Here is a 20,577-nt window from a genome sequence, read left to right on the forward strand (position 1 = left end):
GAAATTACATCCTAAAAATTAGCTTGAAATACCCTTATCAACTACAGCTGTAACAGCATCATGATCCAGTGAATTATGTAAATGTCTTGCAGCCTCCATATATGGCTTACACATGTTGCTGTTGAAGTCATAAGCGACCATCAGCGAACAGAAAACATCATCGTGGCTTAATGCAAGATTTTTATGCTGCCTTAAGTGGCTTTCTGGGAATGCAGACGAATTGCCTGTCCATACAATGAGAGGTATTTTGGTTTGCTCTTTAGGCGCAATCACCACCGGGGCTGCATGAAGATACATTCCATACTCGCCTAGTGACTCACCGTGATCGGCGATATACATCATTCCCACATCGTAGTTTTCTTCGTATGGCTTAAGAAACTTAATCACTTCGGATAGGAAGTAATCTGTATAGAGAATCGCATTGTCATAAGCATTGTCGATCTCTTGCTTAGTACAATCTTTAAGTTCTTTCGACTTACACACGGGGCTAAACTTCTCAAATGCCTTTGGGTAACGTCGGAAATATTCAGGACCGTGATTACCCATCTGATGCAATACGATCAGAATGTCTTTGCCATTTTTTGATTGGATGTGCTTATCCAAGCCATCTAACATACCTACATCACGGCACTCTGGATCACATATTGGATTGAGGTTTGTTGATTGAAAATTTTGATATTTAACTCGAAGTGCAACACCTTTCGAGTCTGAGTTATTGTCGCGCCATAAAACATCAATGCCGTTTCTGGCCAACACATCAATCACATTCTCCTGCTTCAAAGCCGTCTCTTTGTTATAACCACGTTGCCCTAGGGAAGAGAACATGCATGGTACGGATACCATGGTGGAGGTACCGCAAGCACTGACATTACTAAAGCTGACAACGTTTGCAGCTTCCAGATTAGGAGTGGTGGCGCGTCGGTACCCGTTTAACGCAAACCTGTCATACCGTGCTGTTTCACCTACAACAACGATGACAAGCTTACGTTTGTTGTTGTTTGGAGTGTTTCTGTAAGCGTCAGTGGCAATCGTTTTTAAAGGGACATTCCGTGCTTCAAAAACTTTGGCTTCTTGATTTACATATTTATAGGCAGAATAAATCGAGAATGTTGGATTCGCATAAAACCTTACGATTTTGTGCTCTCTGATAAATGACGCATACCCAGCAGTGAATGGTGCAACTACCATGATCGCCGTTAGAGCCAGGCTGGAAATAGCTTTAATGCGAATCTTGAATTCTTGAGAAAACTCCATCTGCTTTGGAAAGTTTTTAATCACAAGAAATGCCGGGATCAGACCCAAAAAGATCAATCTGGCCACCAATTCAAATGTGATTAAACCTTGCAACTCTCTCTGATCGGTTTGAGCAACGTTATCCATCATGGTGTGGTCGATCACTACACCAAAGCTATCCATGAAATATGCGTTCAGAGAAGAAACAATCAGCAGAACAGCTAAAACCCACTTTGCAGATTTACCAATGCAAAGTATTTGAATGACGATTGTTAGCGTGACGAAAAAGAAAACGAATAATGATGCCAGGAACGGAAGATTATTAAGACTGAGTGGATACGTCTTCAACAGGTTTTGACAAAGCGAAATGTTGCCAGTCACCATAATGAACAAGGATGCCATCATGATCCAGCTTGTTTGAGTTTCTGGAACAGGCAAATATTTCGAAATCTTAGATTTTAGGTTGTCTAAAAACATGGGCTCACTTTTCTGATGGCAATCATCAGAAAATAGCAAACCACATGCCAGCTTTTATCCTATTGATTATTAAGGGAAATATTTGAGAGATCGTGAAAATCCCTGCAAATTTTGCAGGATCATACTTTTTATATCTGCAAAGTTTGCAGAAACTGAGAGTCAAAACTTGATTTTTTCCAAGAATGATTTCGAAGCCGGGTACAGTACATTTCGATACATGGAAATTATTGACTAATCAATGAGTTATTGCTAAATTTAAAAAAGCATGTATCAACTTATACGAAAATTCATGGCATTTCTTGCGCTGATCTCAGTCTTGAGCTCATCGGCGTGGGCTTTCTCGCCTGAAGTTTTGTTTGATGATGCTGTATCGTCTCAAGCAGTCATGCAGGATGTTCATCTGATTAATAAATCTCAAGTGAATAGCAATGCTGATATCAAAAACGCTCCGATGTCCGAACCATTTTGTGATCATGCCTGCCACATCTCTGCACACATCACTGCCATCGAGACTAGTGAAGTGATTAACACGCTTCCTAAGTTAGATTCATCTACCTATAAGATTGAATCTAGAGACCAGTTCACAAATCCAGTCCTAAAAAGCCTCTACAGACCTCCTGCGCTTGTTTGATTAATTGTCCTAAGATGCTGAATTGATTTTCAGCATCTTGATCATTGATCTAACGAGTGAGGTCTTACCGTGTATGAATCATCATTTATAAGATGGCTGTTTTTATCAATAGCCTTCTTAACCAGTTCAGTTACCAATGCTGAGCCATTAACGCTGGATGCAGCCTGGAATATCGCTGCCCAGAACAACCCGGACTTAAAGCGCTTAATCGCCACTCAGAGTATTCCTGCTGGCGAGTTCCAAGATGCTTCCGGCCCGCTCTATTACAACCCGACACTCAACCTGGAAGGTAGGACCCGCCGAATTGCTCAAACCGGCGCATCTGACCCTTACAGAGGTGAGTATGGTATCGGTATCTCCCAGACCTTCGAGATTGCCGGGCAGCAACGGTTTCGTAGACAAGCTGCTGAAGAAAGTAAAACTGCAATTTCCCAAGATATTGCTGAAGAGTATCGCGCCCTGCATGCGCAATTAGAAGAGCAATTCATCAATGTACTTGCTGTCCAAAAGCGTATTGAAGTTGAACAACGCATTCTAAAACTCATCGAGCAAAATACGCAGTTGTCTCGCAAGAGAGTAAGCGCCGGTGAGGATAGCTTGCTTGATGGAAATTTGGCCATCGTAGATGCGGAGCGTGCACGTAACCAATTAATCTCTCTTAATGAACAATTGTTGCGTGCAAGAACTCAGCTGGCAGCCACCATGCAGCTTAAGGCAAATGAATTTCCAGAAGTTGCTGGGGAATTAACTCCAGCCCAAACGCAATACACACTACAAGAACTATTCAACAAGCTTGATACCCGCCCTGGAATTCAATCCCTGACAAGTAAAGAAGCCTCTGCCAGATCGCGTTTAGAGCTGCAAAAAAGTATGCGTTACCCAGACCTAACTGTGTCTCTAATCAATACGACGGAGGCCAGTCTCGCTGGCAGTGACAATATTTCATCCATCGGCGTATCCATGCCGCTGCCGATTTTCCGTCGCAATGCGGCTGGCATAGGTCGAGCAACAGCAGAGCTTACTCAATCAGAAATTAACCTGACTTCTGAGACACGGAATGCCAAAGCAGTCATTGAAGCCGCCTGGTTACGTAGAGAGAACATCAAGGATCGAGTTAGACGTTTGAACAGTGAGGTTTATCCCAAGCTAGAGGAAAACCTGACGCTTTCCAAAAAGGCATTCGAAAACGGTGAAATTGGATTGCCGCAATTACTGATTGTGCAACGACAAGTGGTGGATGCTCAACGCGACATCATTGATGCACAAAAGGATCTTCGCCTTGTCCAGATTGAGTTGGAATATGTTTCAGGCTGGCTGTCCCCATTAGCTTCAGCTACACAAGAATAGGAAACAAAAATGTTAAATTTCCTCAAAAAATTATATGTATTTGCGCTGATTTTTTCTGCAATCATCTTTTTCATGCTGTTAAGTGGATGCAGCTCTAAAGATGCTCCAGATTCTGAAACCAAGGCCATCTCCTCAGCTCCTGCAGAGAGTGAAGCCAATGAAGATGTGATTAAATTGAGCAATGCTGAAGTCCAGCAGAGCCAATTGACAGTTACCCCCGCGTCCAAGAGATCGGTCGAAGATCAGTTAACGTTTACGGCGAACATTCAGGCTAACCAAAACAAACTTGCCCATGTAACACCTCGTATTGAGGGCAAGCTTTCCAAAGTGATTGCCAATCTTGGAGACCGAGTTAAAACAGGTCAAATACTAGCTGAGATTGATAGTATCCAGATGGGTGAAGCAAGAGCTCAATATCGAAGCTCCAAAACAGACTTAGCGCTGGCTCAGGCAAACTTTGATCGTATTTCCAAGTTGTATGAAGATAAAGTTGTTCCTCAGAAACAATTGATCGAATCACAATCTGCTTTGGAAAGAGCTAAATCTGCCCTCTATGCAGACTCTGAGAGATTGCGTATGTATGGCGGCTTGTCGGAACAAAACGGTTCTACTTATCTACTCAAAGCACCATTCGATGGCATTGTGATTGAGAAAAACGTAGTAATTGGTGAGTTAGCTAGTCCTGCAAACACGATCTTCACGATTGCAGACATGTCTTCAGTATGGATTGATGCAGATGTTCCAGAAAGAGACCTGCAATCACTTGCAGTGGGGAAATCGGCCAGTGTCACAGTCACAGCTTATCCAGATGAGGTTTTCAAGGGTAAGGTCAGTTATTTATCAAGCGTGGTTGATAAGACCACTCGCACAGTAAAAGCTCGAATCGAGCTTCCCAATCCTGACCTCAAGCTACGCATTGATATGTTTGCAAAAGTGCTACTCAGCCATGCCGGGACCAAGGATGTATTTGTTGTTCCAAACTCTGCAGTGGTAATGGTACAAGGCATTCCAAATGTCTATATCAATGAGAAAGGCGGCTTCACTCCAAGGGCAGTTGAATTAGGCTCCAGATATAACGAGTTAGTTGAGATCAAATCTGGCCTTAAAGAAGGTGAACTCGTTGTTCAGACTGGTGTATATGCGCTAAAAGCCAGACAGCTCAAATCTCAAATCAGCGATGAGCACTAGGAGAACAGCATGCTAAATTGGATATTAGACGCTGCGCTCAAATATAAACTTCTGGTCATTCTGGCGTTTATCGTTGCTGCATTTTTTGGAGTCAAAGCCTGGCAGGAAGTACCTTTGGATGCTTTCCCAGATGTAACTCCTGTTCAGGTTAATGTGTATACGGAATCCCCTGGTCTAGCTTCAGAGGATGTTGAAAAACTGATTACGTTTCCCGTTGAAAGCTCTTTAGCCGGTCTCAAAGGCATTGAGGAAATCAGGTCAGTTTCACTGTTTGGATTGTCATATGTCAGCGTGTATTTCAATGACACTACGGACATTCAACAGGCACGCTTTTTGGTGGGTGAAAAACTGGCGGATGCTCGGTCAAGAATGCCAGCTGGATATGGAGAGCCAACCCTTGGTCCGAACACCTCTGGTTTAGGTCAGGTTCTCTGGTACACGCTCAAATCCGATAAACAATCCACCACCGACCTACGAACCTTGCATGACTGGAACGTAAGAATGGTGATGCGTACAGTCTCAGGGGTTGATGACATTACATCCTGGGGCGGTAACGAGAAGCAATTTCAAGTTCAAATCGACCCCCAAAAGCTGTTTAAGTATGGTCTGACATTCTCAGAAGTCATTGAAAGACTAACCGCTAATAACCATCAAGTTGGTGGCCAGTACGTCAATATTGGCCAAGAACAATTCCTGGTTCGCGGTTTGGGTCTGGTTAAGAACAGTCGAGACATTGAACGCATCGTTGTTTCGGAAAATCAGGGTACCCCAGTGTACGTAGAAAACATCGCCAAAGTCATTGAAGGTGCCGGCCCACGATTCGGTGCCGTGACACAAGATGGCAAAGAAGTGGTGATGGGCATGGTGCTTGCCAGAATTGGTGAAAATGCCCAGCAAGTAGTAGATGCTGCTAAAGAGAAACTAGAGCTGGTTAAGGCTACGTTACCAAAGGGCGTCACTTTAGAAACGGTTTATGACCGCACGGCTATCATCGACAAAGCGATCAAAATGGCCGATCGTGCAATGGTTGAAGGGGCATTACTGGTAATAGCCGTGCTCTTCATGCTGTTGGGTGAAGTGCGATCTGCTCTGGTGGTCGTGGTTGCGATTCCAATGGGGCGTTTGATTGCATTCATCTTCATGGAGAAATATGGGATATCGGCTAACCTGATGTCCTTGGGCGGTTTGATCATTGGCCTCGGTATGACAATCGATGGTCCATTGGTGCTTGTAGAAAACTGCTTCCGTCGATTAGCCCACTATGCTGGACAAAGTGTCGATAGAACAAAGATTGTGCTAGATGCTTCCCGTGAAGTGATCAACCCAATTACATTTGGCGTTCTTATCATTACAGTGGTATTCCTGCCTATCTTTTCCCTGACAGGATTAGAGGGCAAGCTATTTAAGCCGCTAGCAATCAACATGACATTTGCCATGATTGGTTCGATGATCCTGACGCTCACACTAATTCCAGTACTTTGTTCTTTGGCTCTGAAACCAAAAGAAGAAAGAGACCCTTGGCTGATTCGCCTTTTGAAGCCTCGATATGTCTCCCTTCTAAAATGGTGTCTAGGAAATAAGAAAATTGTCGTTGGTGCGACTGGCATTGCCTTTATCGTAGCACTGGCGATGTTCCCATTCCTGGGAAAAGAATTTATGCCCAACCTTCAGGAACAAGACATTCTTTTCAGAGTTACCGGTATTCCATCGACTTCCTTGGAGCAATCCATTTCCGTTTCAGATCGAGTGGCAAAGAGTCTGAAAAAGATGCCTCAAGTAAAGAGCAGCATTGCCATGATTGGGCGTGCTGAAAAAGGTGAAACCGCAGATGTGAATTACATGGAAGTATTAGTCCATCTGAATCCAGCAGATACCTGGCCAAAGAAAATCACGTATGGTGAGCTGGCAGCGAAACTACAAGAACAGGCTGAAGAAGATGTGCCTGAGGCGGTCATCTCTGCTTCTCAGCCAATTCAGTCCCGTGTAGAAGAGCTCATTTCTGGGGTCAGGGCTACCTTATCTGCAAAAGTCTACGGTGAGGACCTTGCAACTATTGACCGCATTGCCAACCAGGTAAGAGGAGTTGTTGCAAAGGTTAATGGCGTAACGGATCTTGCGCTGGAAGCCAACGTAGGTAAGCCTCAACTGATTATTAATGTCGATAGAGAGGCGATTGCTCGTTATGGCATCAATGCTGATGATGTGCTTCAAGTGGTGCAGTCTGGCATTGGCGGTAAACCAGTATCTACTCTGATTGATGGCGTTAAACGCTTTGCCATTCAAGTCTGGCTCCAGCCTGAATACAGAAGCGATATTAGAGCAATTAACGATATTCCGATCTCAACCGCTCAAGGTGCGTTGATCCCGCTCTCTCAGGTTGCAAGTGTCAATATCGAAGAAGGTTATTCATTTGTTAGACGTGAGCAATTACAACGTTATGCGGTTATTCAAATGGATGTCCAAGGTCGCGATATTGATGGTTTCGTTAAAGAGGCTCAAGCAGCCATTGATCAGAAAGTGAAGTTGCCGAGTGGTTACTGGATTGAATGGGGTGGCGCATTTGAAAACCAGCAACGTGCTATGACCAAGCTGGCGATCATCGTTCCGCTCACCATCGGTTTAATTTTCGTCCTTCTGTATACAGCATTCCATTCTCTCAGATACGCAGGGCTGATCATCGCCAACGTACCGTTTGCAGCGATTGGGGGCATCTTTTCACTGGCTATAGCAGGACAGTATCTCTCAGTTCCTGCTGCAATTGGATTTATTGCCGTGTTCGGCGTAGCCATGTTGAACGGTATCGTCCTGGTCGAATTCATCAATAGCCTGCGAGAAGAAGGCAAAACGATTGAGGAAGCGGTATTAGAAGGCACAACTCTTCGTTTAAGGCCGGTAATGATGACTGCAATGGTTGAAATTTTCGGCCTAATACCATTTCTGCTTGCCACAGGTGTCGGCTCTGAAATCCTCCGACCACTTGCAGTGGTGGTGATTGGTGGCTTACTTACTGCCACAGCATTGACTTTAGTTTTCTTACCAGTTGCCTACGACTGGATGGAAACCAGAAGAGAAGCAAACGAAAAAGGGATGCCTCGCAAAGCTAGTTAATTAGCAAACTGGGTCAGGCGGTTGCTACTGCCTGACCATTAAGTTAAGTATCCATTAGGAGCAATGTCGTGAATGATTCAAAAGATACCCAAAATGATGGTAAGGACTGCTTAAACTGTTGTAGTAAAACACCTGAAGAAGTGACTTCTGTATCCAGTGAAGATGTGGTGCATGAAGTTAAGGCTACCATCTCGAATGTTAGAGATTTAGCTACATTACGAATTGAAGAAATGGATTGCGCTGCGGAAGAGGCAGAAATCAGGCGTGCATTGGGTAAGATTGAAACAATACGCAGTCTGAGATTTAACCTTGGAAAACGAGAGCTAGGAATAGATGCGGATTCGAACAGCGTGATTCAAGCTGTAGAGGCCATTCGAAAAGCAGGTTTCACTCCTGAGTTAATTGATCCCGAGGCAGACTCTCCAAACCTTATTGAGCCTGAAAAAGGATTTTGGGCGACATGGGGGAAATTGCTAGGTGCATTAGTTCTTGCGGTCTTGGCAGAGGCACTCGATTTCGCGTTTCCAGACTTTCAGGAAATTAATAACTTAAGTATGGCCTTAGCAGGCATTGCAATTGTACTGGCTGGTTTGGAAGTTTACGTGAAAGGTTTCAAAGCGCTAACGCAAGGACGATTGAATATCAATGCGCTAATGACTGTAGCAGTAACTGGTGCGTTCCTCATCGGTCAGTGGCCAGAAGCTGCCATGGTTATGGCACTCTATGCAATCGCAGAAGCTATTGAGGCTAAGGCCGTTGATCGCGCCCGCAATGCAATTAAAAGCCTGATGGCACTTACCCCAGAGAATGCTGAGGTTCAGCAGCCTGATGGTTCCTGGAAGCGTGAACTTGTAAAAGATATCCAGATAGATGCGAAAGTACGGGTCAAGCCAGGCGAGCGAATTCCTCTTGACGGGATTGTTACAGCTGGTCAAAGCGCAGTTGATCAGTCACCTGTAACGGGTGAAAGCTTGCCAATCGATAAATCACCGGCAGATGAAGTTTATGCTGGGACCATTAACCAGGCAGCAGAATTAGAAGTGAGAGTCACAGCACTCTCAACTAACAGCACCATTTCCAGAATTATAGAGGCTGTTGAACAAGCTCAAGGTTCAAGAGCACCTACTCAACGATTTGTAGATAGGTTTGCAGCAGTTTATACGCCAGCCGTTTTCGTGCTGGCACTAGCAGTAGCGGTTCTAATGCCTTGGCTGATGGGTTGGACTTGGTTGCAATCCATTTACAAGGCTCTGGTACTGTTAGTGATAGCCTGCCCATGTGCTTTAGTCATATCAACACCCGTTACGGTAGTCAGTGGTTTAGCTGCAGCAGCGAAGCGTGGCATTCTGATCAAGGGTGGCGTATACCTTGAAGAAGCTCGCAAGATCAAAGCTGTGGCATTAGATAAAACTGGAACAATCACTGAAGGCAGACCTAAGTTGGTTGCATCCGTGATGTTAGATGGCGAAGAAAATAAGACCGAAATCGAGGGTATTGCTGTTAGTTTGGCATACAGGTCTGACCACCCTGTTTCCAAAGCAATCTCTGAAAAATCATCTGGTAAATTGAAAGATGTCACTGATTTCAAAGCAGTCGCCGGCAGAGGTGTTCAAGGAGCTATTAAAGGTAAAACTTACTATCTAGCCAATCATAGGTGGATTAAAGAACTCAATCTAAGCACAGATGACCTAGAAATTCGACTTGGTTCATATTTGAATGCTGGTCGGACAGTTTCTTTACTTGCTAATGATGAAAAGGTGCTGGCAATTTTTGCTGTCGCAGACACTATCAAACCATTCTCTACGATTGCTATTGAGGAGCTAAAGAAATTAGGCGTGGCCCCGGTAATGTTGACCGGAGACAATGAGGCAACAGCAAAAACAGTAGGCATGCAGGCTGGTGTTACTGAGATTAAAGGAAATTTGTTGCCCGAAGATAAACTCAAGGAAATCGAAGCGCTTCAGCAAAAATATGGCACCACAGCTATGACCGGCGATGGTATTAATGATGCTCCAGCATTAGCAAGAGCAGACATTGGTTTTGCAATGGGTGCAGCTGGAACACACACGGCCATGGAAGCAGCTGATGTTCTTGTGATGAATGATGACCTACGCCGGCTGCCCGAAACCATTCGCCTGTCTCAACAAACCCATACGATTCTGTGGCAAAACATTGCTATCGCACTTGGTATCAAGTTTATTTTCTTGATACTGGCACTATTCGCGGACGCATCCATGTGGATGGCTGTATTTGCAGATATGGGGGCTAGCTTGATCGTAGTGATGAATGGCTTAAGACTAATGAGTTATGAGGCTGCGAAATAAGCCATGAGAGCTTACCAGTTAAAGCCCCTGCATTGCAGGGGCTTTTTTATAACGGATGATGTAGCTTGCCCGGCACTTGAGTCTTATGAATGTGAAGCAATTCAAATCTCTTACTATGCCCTCTAGTTACATACTCCCACTTAATACCTTTTTCATCCAGATGTTTTTCTTGGAAGTCAAACACAATTCCAAATGGTACTGCCAGGAATAACTCGTCATAAGGATGTAGTTTTAGCATCTGATCAAAATCATCCACATTGATTAGTTTAACGCTCCCATTTGAGTAATACCGTGCCGAAAATGGTCTTTCGTCGATATACCATAGGTCCTGATATCCCAAACCTATCACTTTGGGATACTCAATCAGCATTTTTTCAGTTTTAACCAAATAAGGGTTTTCCGAGACACTCATCGTTGCAATGAAGATACCGAGTGGTACGGCGAATATTGAAAACCAGACCCCCATGATCGAGGTAATTGTGTTGTTCGAGGTATTACTCCATTCCGACAATTTCTTCCCAAAGAGAATCGCAAATGGTGGAATCGCAGGCAGGATATAAGTCCAAAGAATATTTCCAGCAAATGTGAAAAACACCATCGAGAATATTGCCCAGCTAAGGTAATAGAAAGTCACTGGGTCTTTAGTGATATTTTCCAGATAAAGTTTGGCACGTCCCTTTATGAATACATTTACGGCCGCAATGATAGCGACGATCCCCCAAGGGAAAGTGGCTTCTATCCACAATGGCCAGATGCTACCGTAAGGTTTTACATGTGCAGATCCATAAATGTCTCCAGCCCAGCCGGGGTCTACATATCTTCTAAAGTGCTCACCAACGATGAAGTAATCCAAGAAACCAGGAGTCTTAATCTCAGCCAGTACGTACCACGGTAGAACTAGTGCTACGACTAATAATGAGCCCATAAGCAGAAGAGGCTTCTGGACTGGAGGCCAAAACTTGGTTCGAAAAACAAGCAAACTCATTACGATTGGTCCAAGCACTAACACTAGAGCCAATGGTCCTTTAGATAACAAACCTATAGCCAATCCAATGAAGCCTGCAATCCTCCAGCTTACTGAGGGGAATAGCAAACCAGCCATGCAAAGAACAGTGCCTAGAGCCAGATAAGGATCAGTGAGCACTGCTCCTGCAGAGGCATATGGCAATGCGCAAGTTGCATAGATTGCCACCGCCCAATATGCAGCACGACTTCCGGCGTACTCTATGGCACATTTAAAAATTACCCAAACCGTGAGTAGCGTAACTATTAAGGAAGGAAAGCGTGCGGTCCACTCTTCCACACCGAAGGCATTGATGGATAGTGCCTGAAACCAGAATGACAATGGCGGCTTGCCCCAGAAAGGTTTGTCGGGTTCGAACCATGGTGTGATCCAGTCTCCTGAGGTGGCCATAATTCTCGCTATCTCTGCATACCTCGGTTCCGTTGTATCCGCGTATGGAAAATAAACTATGCTGAAAATTCTCAACAAAACCAATACCACAACAATTTTAATAAGCGTTGTAGAGTCTTTAAGCATGATGGCCTCCTGCGTTGAATGCAGAGGCATCGCTTTGGGTTACCTGATTGACGCTATACTCATCCTGGATCACATAGATTGGTCGTTGCTTGGACTCAACGTAGATCCTGGCCATATATTCACCAAGAAGCCCTATAGAAATTAATTGAACACCGCCTATAAAGGTGACTGTGACAATAATGGATGGATAACCAGACACCGGCTCGCCAAACAAGAATGTTTTACAGACAACCCATATACCAAAGGCAACACTTCCTAATGCGGCGATGCCTCCTAGCCAGGTCACTGCACGAAGAGGAATGGTTGAAAATGAAACAATCCCCTCCATCGCCAATCGACATAGCCCTAGGAAGCTCCATTTCGTCTCTCCAGCGGCACGGGGAGCACGGTTATAGTTAATGATTTCGACAGGTAGTCCAATCCATGCAAATAAGCCTTTCATGTATCTACTGCGCTCAGGTAACGTTGAAAGGGTGTCTACCGCTCTGCGACTTAGCAACCTAAAGTCACCAGTATCTTCCGGGATTGATAATTCGCTTAAGAAGTTGAGTAATCTGTAAAAACAGTGGGCAGACGCACGTTTTAGAAAGCTCTCCCCGGCCCTGGAGCTGCGGCGCATAACTACGGTATCAGCTCCACGCTGCCAGGCAGCAATCATGTCCGGAATCAATTCTGGAGGATCTTGCAGGTCAGCATCAATAAGAATTACTGCATCACCATGAGCTCGATCCAGACCAGCCGTCATGGCAGCCTCTTTACCAAAATTCCGACTTAACTTTACCAAGCGGATATAGTCATGTCGAAAGGCAAGTTTTTGAAGAAACTCTGTTGTGCCATCCGTGCTTCCATCGTCTACAAATACAATCTCAAACTTGTAATCAATTTGGAGCAGTACGGTGTATAAGCGAGCGATAAAGAGTTGAATGACTGAACGCTCATTGAATACCGGAACGACTATTGATAATAAAAGCCTGCTGGGATGGATGTCAGGGATTCCTGACTCTATCTGCGCACGGAAACGGGAATTATCTAGACTGGCATTCATTTCTAGTCCTCCCTTTGAACCGTTCGTTGGTTTATCCGGGAATAGATATTCAAATTTGGTGCCATCGTTACTGCTGGCTCACTGCAGAATTGGCTTAAAGAATTAGCTGCAGCAGCCTTTTCAGACACATCACTAGTCAGCCGATTTATAAAAATAATCATTGTCCACCTCAGTTAGTTAAATATAGATCAGCCTCAAAGGGGCGAAATACATTAAAAACTCGGCGGTTTATCAAACTCGATTAAGGGATGAGGGATTAGATTTTCATTGTCAGGACGTTTATAGCCTGGCACTGCTGTAGAAAGCGTACTCAAGGAGGAGCTAGAACCAATCAGGTTAATATCATGGTGAGTGTGATCATCACAACAATGCTCACCTAATTCACCCATGGCAGTATTTACAATTTCGTGAGTCTCAGAGCCATGTGTATGCGTGACAACATCATCGGATATACACATAAAGGAGCCGATGACAGGAATTACTATTAATGTTGCTAAAACCAACATTACTGTTATTACTTTAAATTTTAATAAGACATGCTTCATTTCTTAATTTTTTTTGGGTGTATGGCAATTCATTGCTTACCTAATATTTGTCTTGTATCAGCAAATTAAATGCCAAGCCGAGAAGGGCCCAATTGCTAAGAAATTCGGTAGGATTGATCAATAGTTCTGCACTTTTTGCAGGATCAATTAAATTTATACAAATGATTTCTGCATTTTTTGCAGAATGAAAACGAATATCATCTTAGGTGAGCGCTACACCTAAAAATATTCATGAAAGGTGGAGCAACTCTGATGAAGCAGATTAGGTCAGTTAACTGACATTAAGAAAGGCTGGAATAAAAATGCTGAAACCGGAAGAAAATGCAGAACAAATATTTGAAATAGTTAAAAACTCGATTGTTCAATCATGCCAAAACCACGACTGGTCGATTGCGAGAAATGCAGTGCAGACATTCGGTTTCGCCGAGAGCGATGTTTCGACAACTTTCACCTATGCTCTACGATACGATCTGATGATTACCTCAAGGATATATCTGTGTTTGGGTTACAGGTCTGTTGATCCGTCTGGCCCATTCCAGAACCTCCCAGATAAAAGCAAGTTTGATCTTAGCCTTTCGATAGATGGTCAGGTCATTAAATCCTATAGAGATGAGTATGAAGAACGATAAAGGGGCTTTTAGCCCCTGAGTTTCCTATTTATTTTCTGAAATCTTTTTAAGATTGTCTAATCCGGCTTTATACATACCCGTTACTACCCTTTTCGCGTCTTCGTCGGAGGCTCCTGCAGCCTCGAAATGGCCATGCCAAATAACCTTGGATTTATCTTTTGAAACAGGCTTAACTGTAATTGCAGACCGGTAATTAGTTACCGGTAGCACTCCGTCCAAGATGGCATATGTGTACTTTTGTTTAATCGCGTTGTAGGTGACTAACTTTTCTTTGATGGTGTCACCGCCTTGCAATCTCAAAATTCGGATTGCCCCTTTATGGTTGTTCTGACCTTCAACAATCTTGGTCTCTTGAATCGCTGGATGCCAGGCTCCCAAATCTCCAAAATTGCTAATCTTTGCCCAAACGTCGGCGGCCTTAGCATCAATGACAATGGACTCATGAACATTTAAATGTTTACCGGCAAATACATTGGTTGAAACTAAGCCTGTAAATAATAAAACTGCTACCAATATCTTTCTCAAGCTCTTCTCCTATTGAGATTTAAAAATGTAAGGAATGCAAAAAACATACCGAGAAAGTTGGCTTGCTTTAATTAAGATGCCCTGAAAGTATAAAGGCCTCGAAATCTCGAAGCCTATAGAGAAAGCTAATTGAGTGATCTGAGGAGTCTTATTTTTTACCCGAGCGATCCTTTTCATATTCCTCATATGATTTGGAGTTTAGTTTTTCTAAGCATGCATCCACTTCACTTGGCGGCTGACTATGGCAATTGTTTCTGGCACCTTCTTTCACACCTTCATAGACAGATTTATTACTACAGCCAGAGATGATTAAGACTAAAGATGTTAAAAAGATAAGTGTTATTAATCGCATTGTTTCACTCTCAATTAAGTCTAGTTATTTTTTAATCAATAGAACCTAAATCCTCAAACTAGATTTAGGGAATGTTATCTAGTCCTGTTTATTTCATAACGTAACTCCGCCATATTGGCTCCCATCTGGCGAACTGACACGAGGCTAAATGTTGGTGATAGTACCTTGCGGGGGAAAAGTGGCTTCCCTTTACCAAGAGTAGCTGAACCAATCTGAACAATCATTTCATCCAATAAGCCAGCATCATAAAATTGACCAGCAAGATCTCCACCACCAACTATCCAAATGTTTTTACCTGTTGAGGTAGCTACCATTTCCGCATGGACAGGTCTAATATCACCACTAACAAATTGGATGTTTGCACCATCGACCTTTGGCAGATTACGACTTGTAAAAACCCAGGTTGGCTGAGTGTAAGGCCAAGGTGATCCTGCTTCTTTCATCACCTGGTCGGCATTTCTCAACATCCATTCATATGTTGAAGATCCCATGGCCAAAGCCCCAACTTCCAGAATAAATTCTGGATAGCTCGAGTTGTTCAAGTCTCCAAGCGGAAAAAGCCATTCCAAAGAATCATCTTCAGTTGCAATAAAACCATCTAGGCTGGAGGCTGTGTAATACTGAGTTTTCATAAGAGATATAACTATTTCAGGCATACCAAAAAGTAAGCCCAACGATCGAACCTAATAGGGTAAAAATCAAAATATACGAGATGATACCGGCAATGCGCTTTTCCTCTTTTTCATTGAGTGAAGGGTTGAATCTCTTGTAAACGCTAAGAAAGATATCAACAATAAACTCAGCTACAGTCGAAAGAAAAAAATCCATTAAGCTTCCCATAATATTGAATTATCGTCCATATAACTTTAATAATCATACCCAAAATTATGATTGATCCTACTGGTACCGAATTAGTCTTTGCCGATTTGAACAGAGCTTACAAAGAGATGATGGTTTCGCGGCGATATCCATCTCGATTTAGGCGCTCTTTTGATGAGTATCTTTATAGGAGCCAACAACTTACCGAGGTGATGCGAAAGGAATTCTTGCGTGCCACAGGTAAAGCTTGGATAGCATCCGAGTTCCCCGGTTGGAACATGTATTCGGCAGCAGTGAAAGCAATACGCAACGCTGTCGTTCATGGTACTCCTCTAGTACTCCATGAAGTCATTATAAGTATCTATCCTGCAGTACCATTTGGATTTTGGGGTAAAGAGATTGGTCCACGCCAGACCGCTGCCGGTGTCCGTATCATTACAGGCACTTGCTTTGTGGGCGCTCCATTCAGGGATGAAATAACCACCCCGAACATAGGTTTTCCATCATTAGACGGCCAAACACATATCTTTCCTCTCAAAGAATTTGTGAGCTATGAGCTTCCATGGCCTATGTTTGATACTGAAACAAATTCGATAGTGAGTAAAACAGGTACAACTGATGTGATTCGTTTGGTTCTGGGTAGCTATCCTATTTTGTGTCAGTACTTTTGTTACTGTGTTCACCACTCTGTTTTGAGCACCTATTCCAATATTTGCTGAGCACCCATTTCAGTTCAAGTTGAGCAGTTATTACAGTAAAGAGAAGCAGTTGAATCTCGCCCGATCCAGTTACTTGAGACTCCTTATTAAACTCATTCAAAGTGGCTATTTATGTTTCCTGCCAACCAGCATTCCCTAGAGATTCTCCGAGTTATGGCTAAACTTTATTGTTGTTCTTATGAGTAATATATCGGATAAAATAGGACATCATTAATCAAAAAAGTGATGCTGTGGCATTTAAAGATAATCAACAGTCTGTGGATACCGGAATTAATTACGCTCCTTGGGAGAATACTTTTAAAAAAGTTATTACACCCTTTGAACATTTTATTCATCAACAAACATCCAGCGGCATTCTGTTAATGCTAGCGGCGGGTATAGCCCTATTTATTGCAAATAGCTACCTTGCAGAGAGTTATCAACATTTCCTTCATACTCCCGTTGCCTTGATGTATGGCACTTGGAAAATGGAAATGAGCCTACATCACTTTGTTAACGATGGACTCATGGCACTGTTTTTCTTTGTGGTTGGTTTAGAATTAAAGCGTGAGTTTCTGGTGGGAGAGCTTTCCGATCTTAAACAAGCCGCCCTACCAATCATCGCAGCAGTCGGGGGTATGGTTGTCCCTGCTTTAATTTATACATTCTTCAATAGTGGTACTGATGCAATGCCGGGATGGGGCATTCCCATGGCAACAGATATTGCTTTTGCAGTGGGGGTGTTGGCATTACTTGCTTTCCGAGTACCTAAAGCGCTAGTTACCTTTTTAGTTGCCTTAGCAATTGCAGATGACTTGGGAGCAGTCTTGGTGATCGCACTCTTTTACACTCAGAGCTTAAGTGTCAACTGGTTGATGGCGGCGGCAGTTTTAGTCGCTGTTTTGGTGACTTTGAATCTCTCCGGCATCCGCAAAGTACTTCCTTATTTCGTTTTAGCAGTGTTACTTTGGTATGCGCTTTTCCAGTCTGGTGTACATGCAACTCTTGCCGGAGTGATTGGTGCTTTCACAGTACCGGCCAGATCCAGATATCATTCTGAAAAATTTGTCTCAAAATTACAAAATCTGATCTCCGAGTTCAATGCTAACAGACAAGGAAATGACAGTGTTTTGACTAATCAGAAGTTGAATGCGATTGCAGAGGAAGTAGAAAGCACTGCTAGAAGTATCCAAACCCCTCTACAACGTCTAGAGCATACCTGGCATTTACCAGTAGCTTTCCTAATTATTCCATTATTTGCAATCATCAATGCCGGCATTCCTGTTGAACTTTCAACATTAAACGTAACAATTTCGCATCCGGTTTTTATGGGCGTATTTTTTGGGCTGGCATTAGGAAAGTTTCTTGGTATCGCTGGAGCTTGCTGGATTGCCTTAAAATTAAAAATAGGACAGTTGCCTGCTGGAGCATCTTTCATGCAACTAGCAGCAGTGTCAGTGCTTGGTGGTATCGGATTTACGATGTCGATCTTTATTGCAGAGTTAGCTTTTGCGAATGGCCAGGATTTTTTGTTGATGGCTAAAACAGGTGTATTCGCTGCGTCATTGTTGTCTGGTATTGTAGGCTACAGCGCGTTACGTTTTTTAGGTCGTCACGCTGTAAACCCTTAGCACTCAACGAAACGTCTGCTCGATACAATGTAAATGATTAGATGCAAGATTGACGATACTAACCTAATAGGGTTTCCATTTTTGTTGCACATTATCAGTATCGATGTTTCATTGTAAGGTCTAACTTACATATACCGTACTCAGTAGAGCATGATTTGACCAATCCGGTCTAATTCTATTTTGAGTTTTGTCTTATCAGTCCAGCACTCAGCATTCAACGTAAAGAAAGCCTCAATGCGTTTGCGGAGGGTGGTATAAGCTTGAATGAATGAAGCCTCTATCTCTGCATCCGACCCTGTGGCCTTGGCTGGGTCATCTACACCCCAATGCGCCCTTAAAACGTTGCCAAGATACGCTGGACAGGTCTCACCTGCTGCATTGCTGCATACTGTAATCACGATGTCTGGAGTCTCTGGCAGGTTATCCCATGACTTGCTGTGATATCCCTCTGTCGGTATGCCTTCACGCTTAAGCAATGTTATAGAGCGTGGGTGTACCTCACCTGTAGGCTGACTACCTGCACTCATGGCCTTCATGCCTTCTGGTGCTAAAGCGTTGAATGTAGCCTCTGCCAAGATTGAACGGCAGGAGTTACCTGTACATAGAAACAAGATATTCATTGATAACTTTCAGTTGTTAGTTAGTCTCGTACCATTGGCGGCTACGGTTGACGATGGAAACGACAGACAGCATGACAGGCACTTCTACAAGCACACCTACGACAGTGGCTAAAGCTGCACCTGAGTTGAAGCCAAAGAGTGCAATAGCCGTTGCTACAGCCAGCTCAAAGAAGTTAGAAGCGCCAATCAGTGCAGAGGGTGCGGCGACACAGTGAGCCACATTTAGCTTCTTATTCAGCCAGTAAGCCAGCATGGAATTAAAATACACCTGAATAATGATAGGTATAGCAAGCAATGCAATGACGAATGGTTGCTCTAGTATCTGCTGGCCTTGGAAGCCAAACAGCAACACGAGTGTAGCCAGCAATGCAAACAGTGAAACAGGCTGTATTCCCTTTAGCAACCCTTCAAGTGACTTCTGGCGACCAGACAATAAGACCTCTCGCACAAATTGACTGATAATTACAGGTACGACGATGAACAGCACAAGCGACAGTAACAGTGTGTCCCATGGCACAGTGATGCTAGAAAGGCCAAGCAGCAACGCTACCAATGGTGCAAAGGCAAACAGCATAATGGCATCATTAAGAGCCACCTGTGACAGCGTGAACTTAGGCTCTCCACCACAGAGGCCACTCCAGACAAACACCATAGCCGTGCATGGCGCAGCAGCCAATAGAATCAAGCCAGCTATGTAGCTGTCAATCTGGTCTGCTGGCAGCAAGTCACCGAACAAGTGGCGAATGAATACCCAAGCAAGCAAGGCCATTGAGAACGGCTTTACTATCCAGTTAATGAATAAGGTCACGCCTATGCCTTTGCTGTGAGCTAAGACATCACCCATGGTCTTGAAGTCGATCTTCAGCAACATCGGAATAATCATCAGCCATATCAGCACAGCCACAGGCAGGTTTACTTCTGCCGCCTTTAGACCACCTACAGCTTGAAAGAAGTCAGGAAAGGCTTGACCTAATCCAATGCCGACCAGAATGCACCCAAGCACCCACCACGACAGGTTACGTTCAAAGCTATTTATTGCGGATGGATTAGCAGCAGCCATGATTCTCTTTTGGCTTTCTTGGAGTCATTTGTATGGACTGCATGACTGGTGTGCAGCATGCGCCCTCTATTGTCTCGACATTGTTGAACGTGGGCGCACTCTCTAGCGTCCTGTAGCTTTCCCAAGCAATGCCTGAGGGGTCTTGTACCCAATGTTTGTCTGACCTTGCATAACAGCATGTCGTGCCATCCTGAGTCAGTAAAGACATCTCGGCCTTTTCTAATCTCTCCTTAATTTCATTCAGCTCTTCTTCTGTTTCAACTTGGATGCCGATATGGTCTAAGCCAGCTTTAGCACCACGGGAGCTTATAGCAAAGTTTACGTGTGGGCTTTCCAGCATCCACTTGGCATAGTCAGGTTTTTCAACTGTCGGGGAAGCACCAAAGAGCGCAGAGTAAAACTGAACGCTTTGCTGTATGTTATCGACGGCTACATGTAAGTGCATACGCTTCATGTGTTGTTCTACTTTTCAGAGTTGCAATTAAGGTCAGGGCAGCAGACAGCTTGACCTGCACAGCAGTTCTTGGTGAGGTACGCCAGCAAGGCATTCATAGACTCATAGTTGGCTGAGTAGTAAATGAAGCGGCTGACTTGTCTTGAGCTAATCAATCCGGCATGGCTCAGTTCCTTCAAGTGGAATGACAAGGTACTGGCTGGAATCTTAAGTTGTTCCCCTATCGCACCTGCTGGCAGACCTTCAGCACCTGCTTGAACAAGTAACCGGAATATATCTAAGCGTGCCTCTTGAGCGATTGCTGAGAGTTGTGTGACTGCTGTTTTATTATTCATAGATTCTATATTTCCA

General features: G+C 43.8%; 18 protein-coding genes. 8 read left to right on the forward strand and 10 right to left on the reverse strand.

Annotated features, from left to right (window positions below):
* Nucleotides 1–18: 18 nt before the first annotated feature.
* Nucleotides 19–1,710, reverse strand: coding sequence for a phosphoethanolamine transferase (locus tag ACTS9Y_RS04475; RefSeq protein ID WP_442584776.1), 1,692 nt, complete (start codon nucleotides 1,708–1,710; stop codon nucleotides 19–21).
* A gap of 289 nt (nucleotides 1,711–1,999) precedes the next feature.
* Between ACTS9Y_RS04475 and ACTS9Y_RS04480 the strand changes: the two genes are divergently transcribed.
* The 5 genes from ACTS9Y_RS04480 (at nucleotide 2,000) to ACTS9Y_RS04500 (ending at nucleotide 10,308) form a co-directional block, all read left to right on the forward strand.
* Nucleotides 2,000–2,341 carry a hypothetical protein gene (locus ACTS9Y_RS04480; RefSeq protein WP_442584777.1) on the forward strand — a complete coding sequence of 114 codons (342 nt, stop codon included), beginning with the start codon at nucleotides 2,000–2,002 and terminating at the stop codon, nucleotides 2,339–2,341.
* A gap of 69 nt (nucleotides 2,342–2,410) precedes the next feature.
* Complete coding sequence (locus tag ACTS9Y_RS04485; protein WP_442584778.1) at nucleotides 2,411–3,688, forward strand: TolC family protein; 1,278 nt, start codon at nucleotides 2,411–2,413, stop codon at nucleotides 3,686–3,688.
* A 9-nt stretch (nucleotides 3,689–3,697) separates the two neighbouring features.
* Nucleotides 3,698–4,876, forward strand: a complete 1,179-nt coding sequence (locus ACTS9Y_RS04490; protein ID WP_442584779.1) for an efflux RND transporter periplasmic adaptor subunit — start codon at nucleotides 3,698–3,700, stop codon at nucleotides 4,874–4,876.
* A 9-nt stretch (nucleotides 4,877–4,885) separates the two neighbouring features.
* Nucleotides 4,886–7,984 (forward strand): efflux RND transporter permease subunit, encoded by a 3,099-nt coding sequence (locus tag ACTS9Y_RS04495; RefSeq protein ID WP_442584780.1) that lies wholly within the window; start codon nucleotides 4,886–4,888, stop codon nucleotides 7,982–7,984.
* Between the two features lie 68 nt (nucleotides 7,985–8,052).
* Complete coding sequence (locus ACTS9Y_RS04500) at nucleotides 8,053–10,308, forward strand: heavy metal translocating P-type ATPase (RefSeq protein WP_442584781.1); 2,256 nt, start codon at nucleotides 8,053–8,055, stop codon at nucleotides 10,306–10,308.
* Between the two features lie 46 nt (nucleotides 10,309–10,354).
* On the opposite strand, the gene ACTS9Y_RS04505 is transcribed toward ACTS9Y_RS04500, so the two are convergent.
* The 3 genes from ACTS9Y_RS04505 to ACTS9Y_RS04515 form a co-directional block, all read right to left on the reverse strand.
* Nucleotides 10,355–11,848 (reverse strand): ArnT family glycosyltransferase, encoded by a 1,494-nt coding sequence (locus ACTS9Y_RS04505; protein ID WP_442584782.1) that lies wholly within the window; start codon nucleotides 11,846–11,848, stop codon nucleotides 10,355–10,357.
* The gene (locus ACTS9Y_RS04510; RefSeq protein WP_442584783.1) at nucleotides 11,841–12,893 is read right to left on the reverse strand and encodes a glycosyltransferase family 2 protein; all 1,053 of its coding nucleotides are present in this window, start codon (nucleotides 12,891–12,893) and stop codon (nucleotides 11,841–11,843) included. The genes ACTS9Y_RS04505 and ACTS9Y_RS04510 overlap by 8 nt, the downstream gene beginning before the upstream one ends.
* Nucleotides 12,894–13,105: 212 nt before the next feature.
* On the reverse strand, nucleotides 13,106–13,438 hold the full coding sequence (locus ACTS9Y_RS04515; RefSeq protein WP_442584784.1) for a hypothetical protein: 333 nt from the start codon (nucleotides 13,436–13,438) through the stop codon (nucleotides 13,106–13,108).
* A gap of 302 nt (nucleotides 13,439–13,740) precedes the next feature.
* Between ACTS9Y_RS04515 and ACTS9Y_RS04520 the strand changes: the two genes are divergently transcribed.
* The gene (locus tag ACTS9Y_RS04520) at nucleotides 13,741–14,067 is read left to right on the forward strand and encodes a hypothetical protein (RefSeq protein WP_442584785.1); all 327 of its coding nucleotides are present in this window, start codon (nucleotides 13,741–13,743) and stop codon (nucleotides 14,065–14,067) included.
* A 24-nt stretch (nucleotides 14,068–14,091) separates the two neighbouring features.
* Here the strand turns inward: ACTS9Y_RS04520 and ACTS9Y_RS04525 are convergent, their stop codons facing one another.
* Both ACTS9Y_RS04525 and ACTS9Y_RS04530 read right to left on the reverse strand, forming a co-directional pair.
* Nucleotides 14,092–14,592, reverse strand: a complete 501-nt coding sequence (locus ACTS9Y_RS04525; protein ID WP_442584786.1) for an SRPBCC family protein — start codon at nucleotides 14,590–14,592, stop codon at nucleotides 14,092–14,094.
* A gap of 426 nt (nucleotides 14,593–15,018) precedes the next feature.
* The gene (locus tag ACTS9Y_RS04530; RefSeq protein ID WP_442584787.1) at nucleotides 15,019–15,576 is read right to left on the reverse strand and encodes a dihydrofolate reductase family protein; all 558 of its coding nucleotides are present in this window, start codon (nucleotides 15,574–15,576) and stop codon (nucleotides 15,019–15,021) included.
* 255 nt (nucleotides 15,577–15,831) lie between these two features.
* On the opposite strand from ACTS9Y_RS04530, the gene ACTS9Y_RS04535 reads away from it, so the two are divergent.
* The gene (locus ACTS9Y_RS04535) at nucleotides 15,832–16,482 is read left to right on the forward strand and encodes a hypothetical protein (RefSeq protein ID WP_442584788.1); all 651 of its coding nucleotides are present in this window, start codon (nucleotides 15,832–15,834) and stop codon (nucleotides 16,480–16,482) included.
* Between the two features lie 230 nt (nucleotides 16,483–16,712).
* On the forward strand, nucleotides 16,713–18,092 hold the full coding sequence (gene nhaA, locus ACTS9Y_RS04540) for a Na+/H+ antiporter NhaA (protein ID WP_442584789.1): 1,380 nt from the start codon (nucleotides 16,713–16,715) through the stop codon (nucleotides 18,090–18,092).
* Nucleotides 18,093–18,232: 140 nt separating this feature from the next.
* On the opposite strand, the gene ACTS9Y_RS04545 is transcribed toward nhaA, so the two are convergent.
* From ACTS9Y_RS04545 to ACTS9Y_RS04560, 4 genes are read right to left on the reverse strand one after another with little or no spacing between them, the layout of a single operon-like run.
* Nucleotides 18,233–18,712: an arsenate reductase ArsC gene (locus ACTS9Y_RS04545; protein WP_442584790.1), complete on the reverse strand. Its 480-nt coding sequence runs from the start codon at nucleotides 18,710–18,712 to the stop codon at nucleotides 18,233–18,235.
* A gap of 16 nt (nucleotides 18,713–18,728) precedes the next feature.
* Nucleotides 18,729–19,772: an ACR3 family arsenite efflux transporter gene (arsB, locus tag ACTS9Y_RS04550; RefSeq protein ID WP_442584791.1), complete on the reverse strand. Its 1,044-nt coding sequence runs from the start codon at nucleotides 19,770–19,772 to the stop codon at nucleotides 18,729–18,731.
* Nucleotides 19,759–20,226, reverse strand: a complete 468-nt coding sequence (locus ACTS9Y_RS04555; RefSeq protein WP_442584792.1) for an ArsI/CadI family heavy metal resistance metalloenzyme — start codon at nucleotides 20,224–20,226, stop codon at nucleotides 19,759–19,761. The genes arsB and ACTS9Y_RS04555 overlap by 14 nt, the downstream gene beginning before the upstream one ends.
* Before the next feature lie 8 nt (nucleotides 20,227–20,234).
* Complete coding sequence (locus ACTS9Y_RS04560; RefSeq protein ID WP_442584793.1) at nucleotides 20,235–20,561, reverse strand: ArsR/SmtB family transcription factor; 327 nt, start codon at nucleotides 20,559–20,561, stop codon at nucleotides 20,235–20,237.
* Between the last annotated feature and the right edge of the window lie 16 nt (nucleotides 20,562–20,577).

Origin of the sequence: Methylophilus sp. (genome assembly GCF_052173275.1) — a bacterium.
Taxonomy (GTDB): domain Bacteria; phylum Pseudomonadota; class Gammaproteobacteria; order Burkholderiales; family Methylophilaceae; genus Methylophilus.

Coding starts and splice junctions, on each gene's coding strand:
- arsB (WP_442584791.1), bottom strand. CDS start 19,772: ATGGCTGCTGCTAATCCATCCGCAATAAATAGCTTTGAACGTAACCTG.
- ACTS9Y_RS04480 (WP_442584777.1), top strand. CDS start 2,000: ATGGCATTTCTTGCGCTGATCTCAGTCTTGAGCTCATCGGCGTGGGCT.
- ACTS9Y_RS04495 (WP_442584780.1), top strand. CDS start 4,886: ATGCTAAATTGGATATTAGACGCTGCGCTCAAATATAAACTTCTGGTC.
- ACTS9Y_RS04515 (WP_442584784.1), bottom strand. CDS start 13,438: ATGAAGCATGTCTTATTAAAATTTAAAGTAATAACAGTAATGTTGGTT.
- ACTS9Y_RS04510 (WP_442584783.1), bottom strand. CDS start 12,893: ATGAATGCCAGTCTAGATAATTCCCGTTTCCGTGCGCAGATAGAGTCA.
- ACTS9Y_RS04475 (WP_442584776.1), bottom strand. CDS start 1,710: ATGTTTTTAGACAACCTAAAATCTAAGATTTCGAAATATTTGCCTGTT.
- ACTS9Y_RS04545 (WP_442584790.1), bottom strand. CDS start 18,712: ATGAATATCTTGTTTCTATGTACAGGTAACTCCTGCCGTTCAATCTTG.
- ACTS9Y_RS04530 (WP_442584787.1), bottom strand. CDS start 15,576: ATGAAAACTCAGTATTACACAGCCTCCAGCCTAGATGGTTTTATTGCA.
- ACTS9Y_RS04535 (WP_442584788.1), top strand. CDS start 15,832: ATGATTGATCCTACTGGTACCGAATTAGTCTTTGCCGATTTGAACAGA.
- ACTS9Y_RS04520 (WP_442584785.1), top strand. CDS start 13,741: ATGCTGAAACCGGAAGAAAATGCAGAACAAATATTTGAAATAGTTAAA.
- ACTS9Y_RS04555 (WP_442584792.1), bottom strand. CDS start 20,226: ATGAAGCGTATGCACTTACATGTAGCCGTCGATAACATACAGCAAAGC.
- ACTS9Y_RS04560 (WP_442584793.1), bottom strand. CDS start 20,561: ATGAATAATAAAACAGCAGTCACACAACTCTCAGCAATCGCTCAAGAG.
- ACTS9Y_RS04490 (WP_442584779.1), top strand. CDS start 3,698: ATGTTAAATTTCCTCAAAAAATTATATGTATTTGCGCTGATTTTTTCT.
- ACTS9Y_RS04505 (WP_442584782.1), bottom strand. CDS start 11,848: ATGCTTAAAGACTCTACAACGCTTATTAAAATTGTTGTGGTATTGGTT.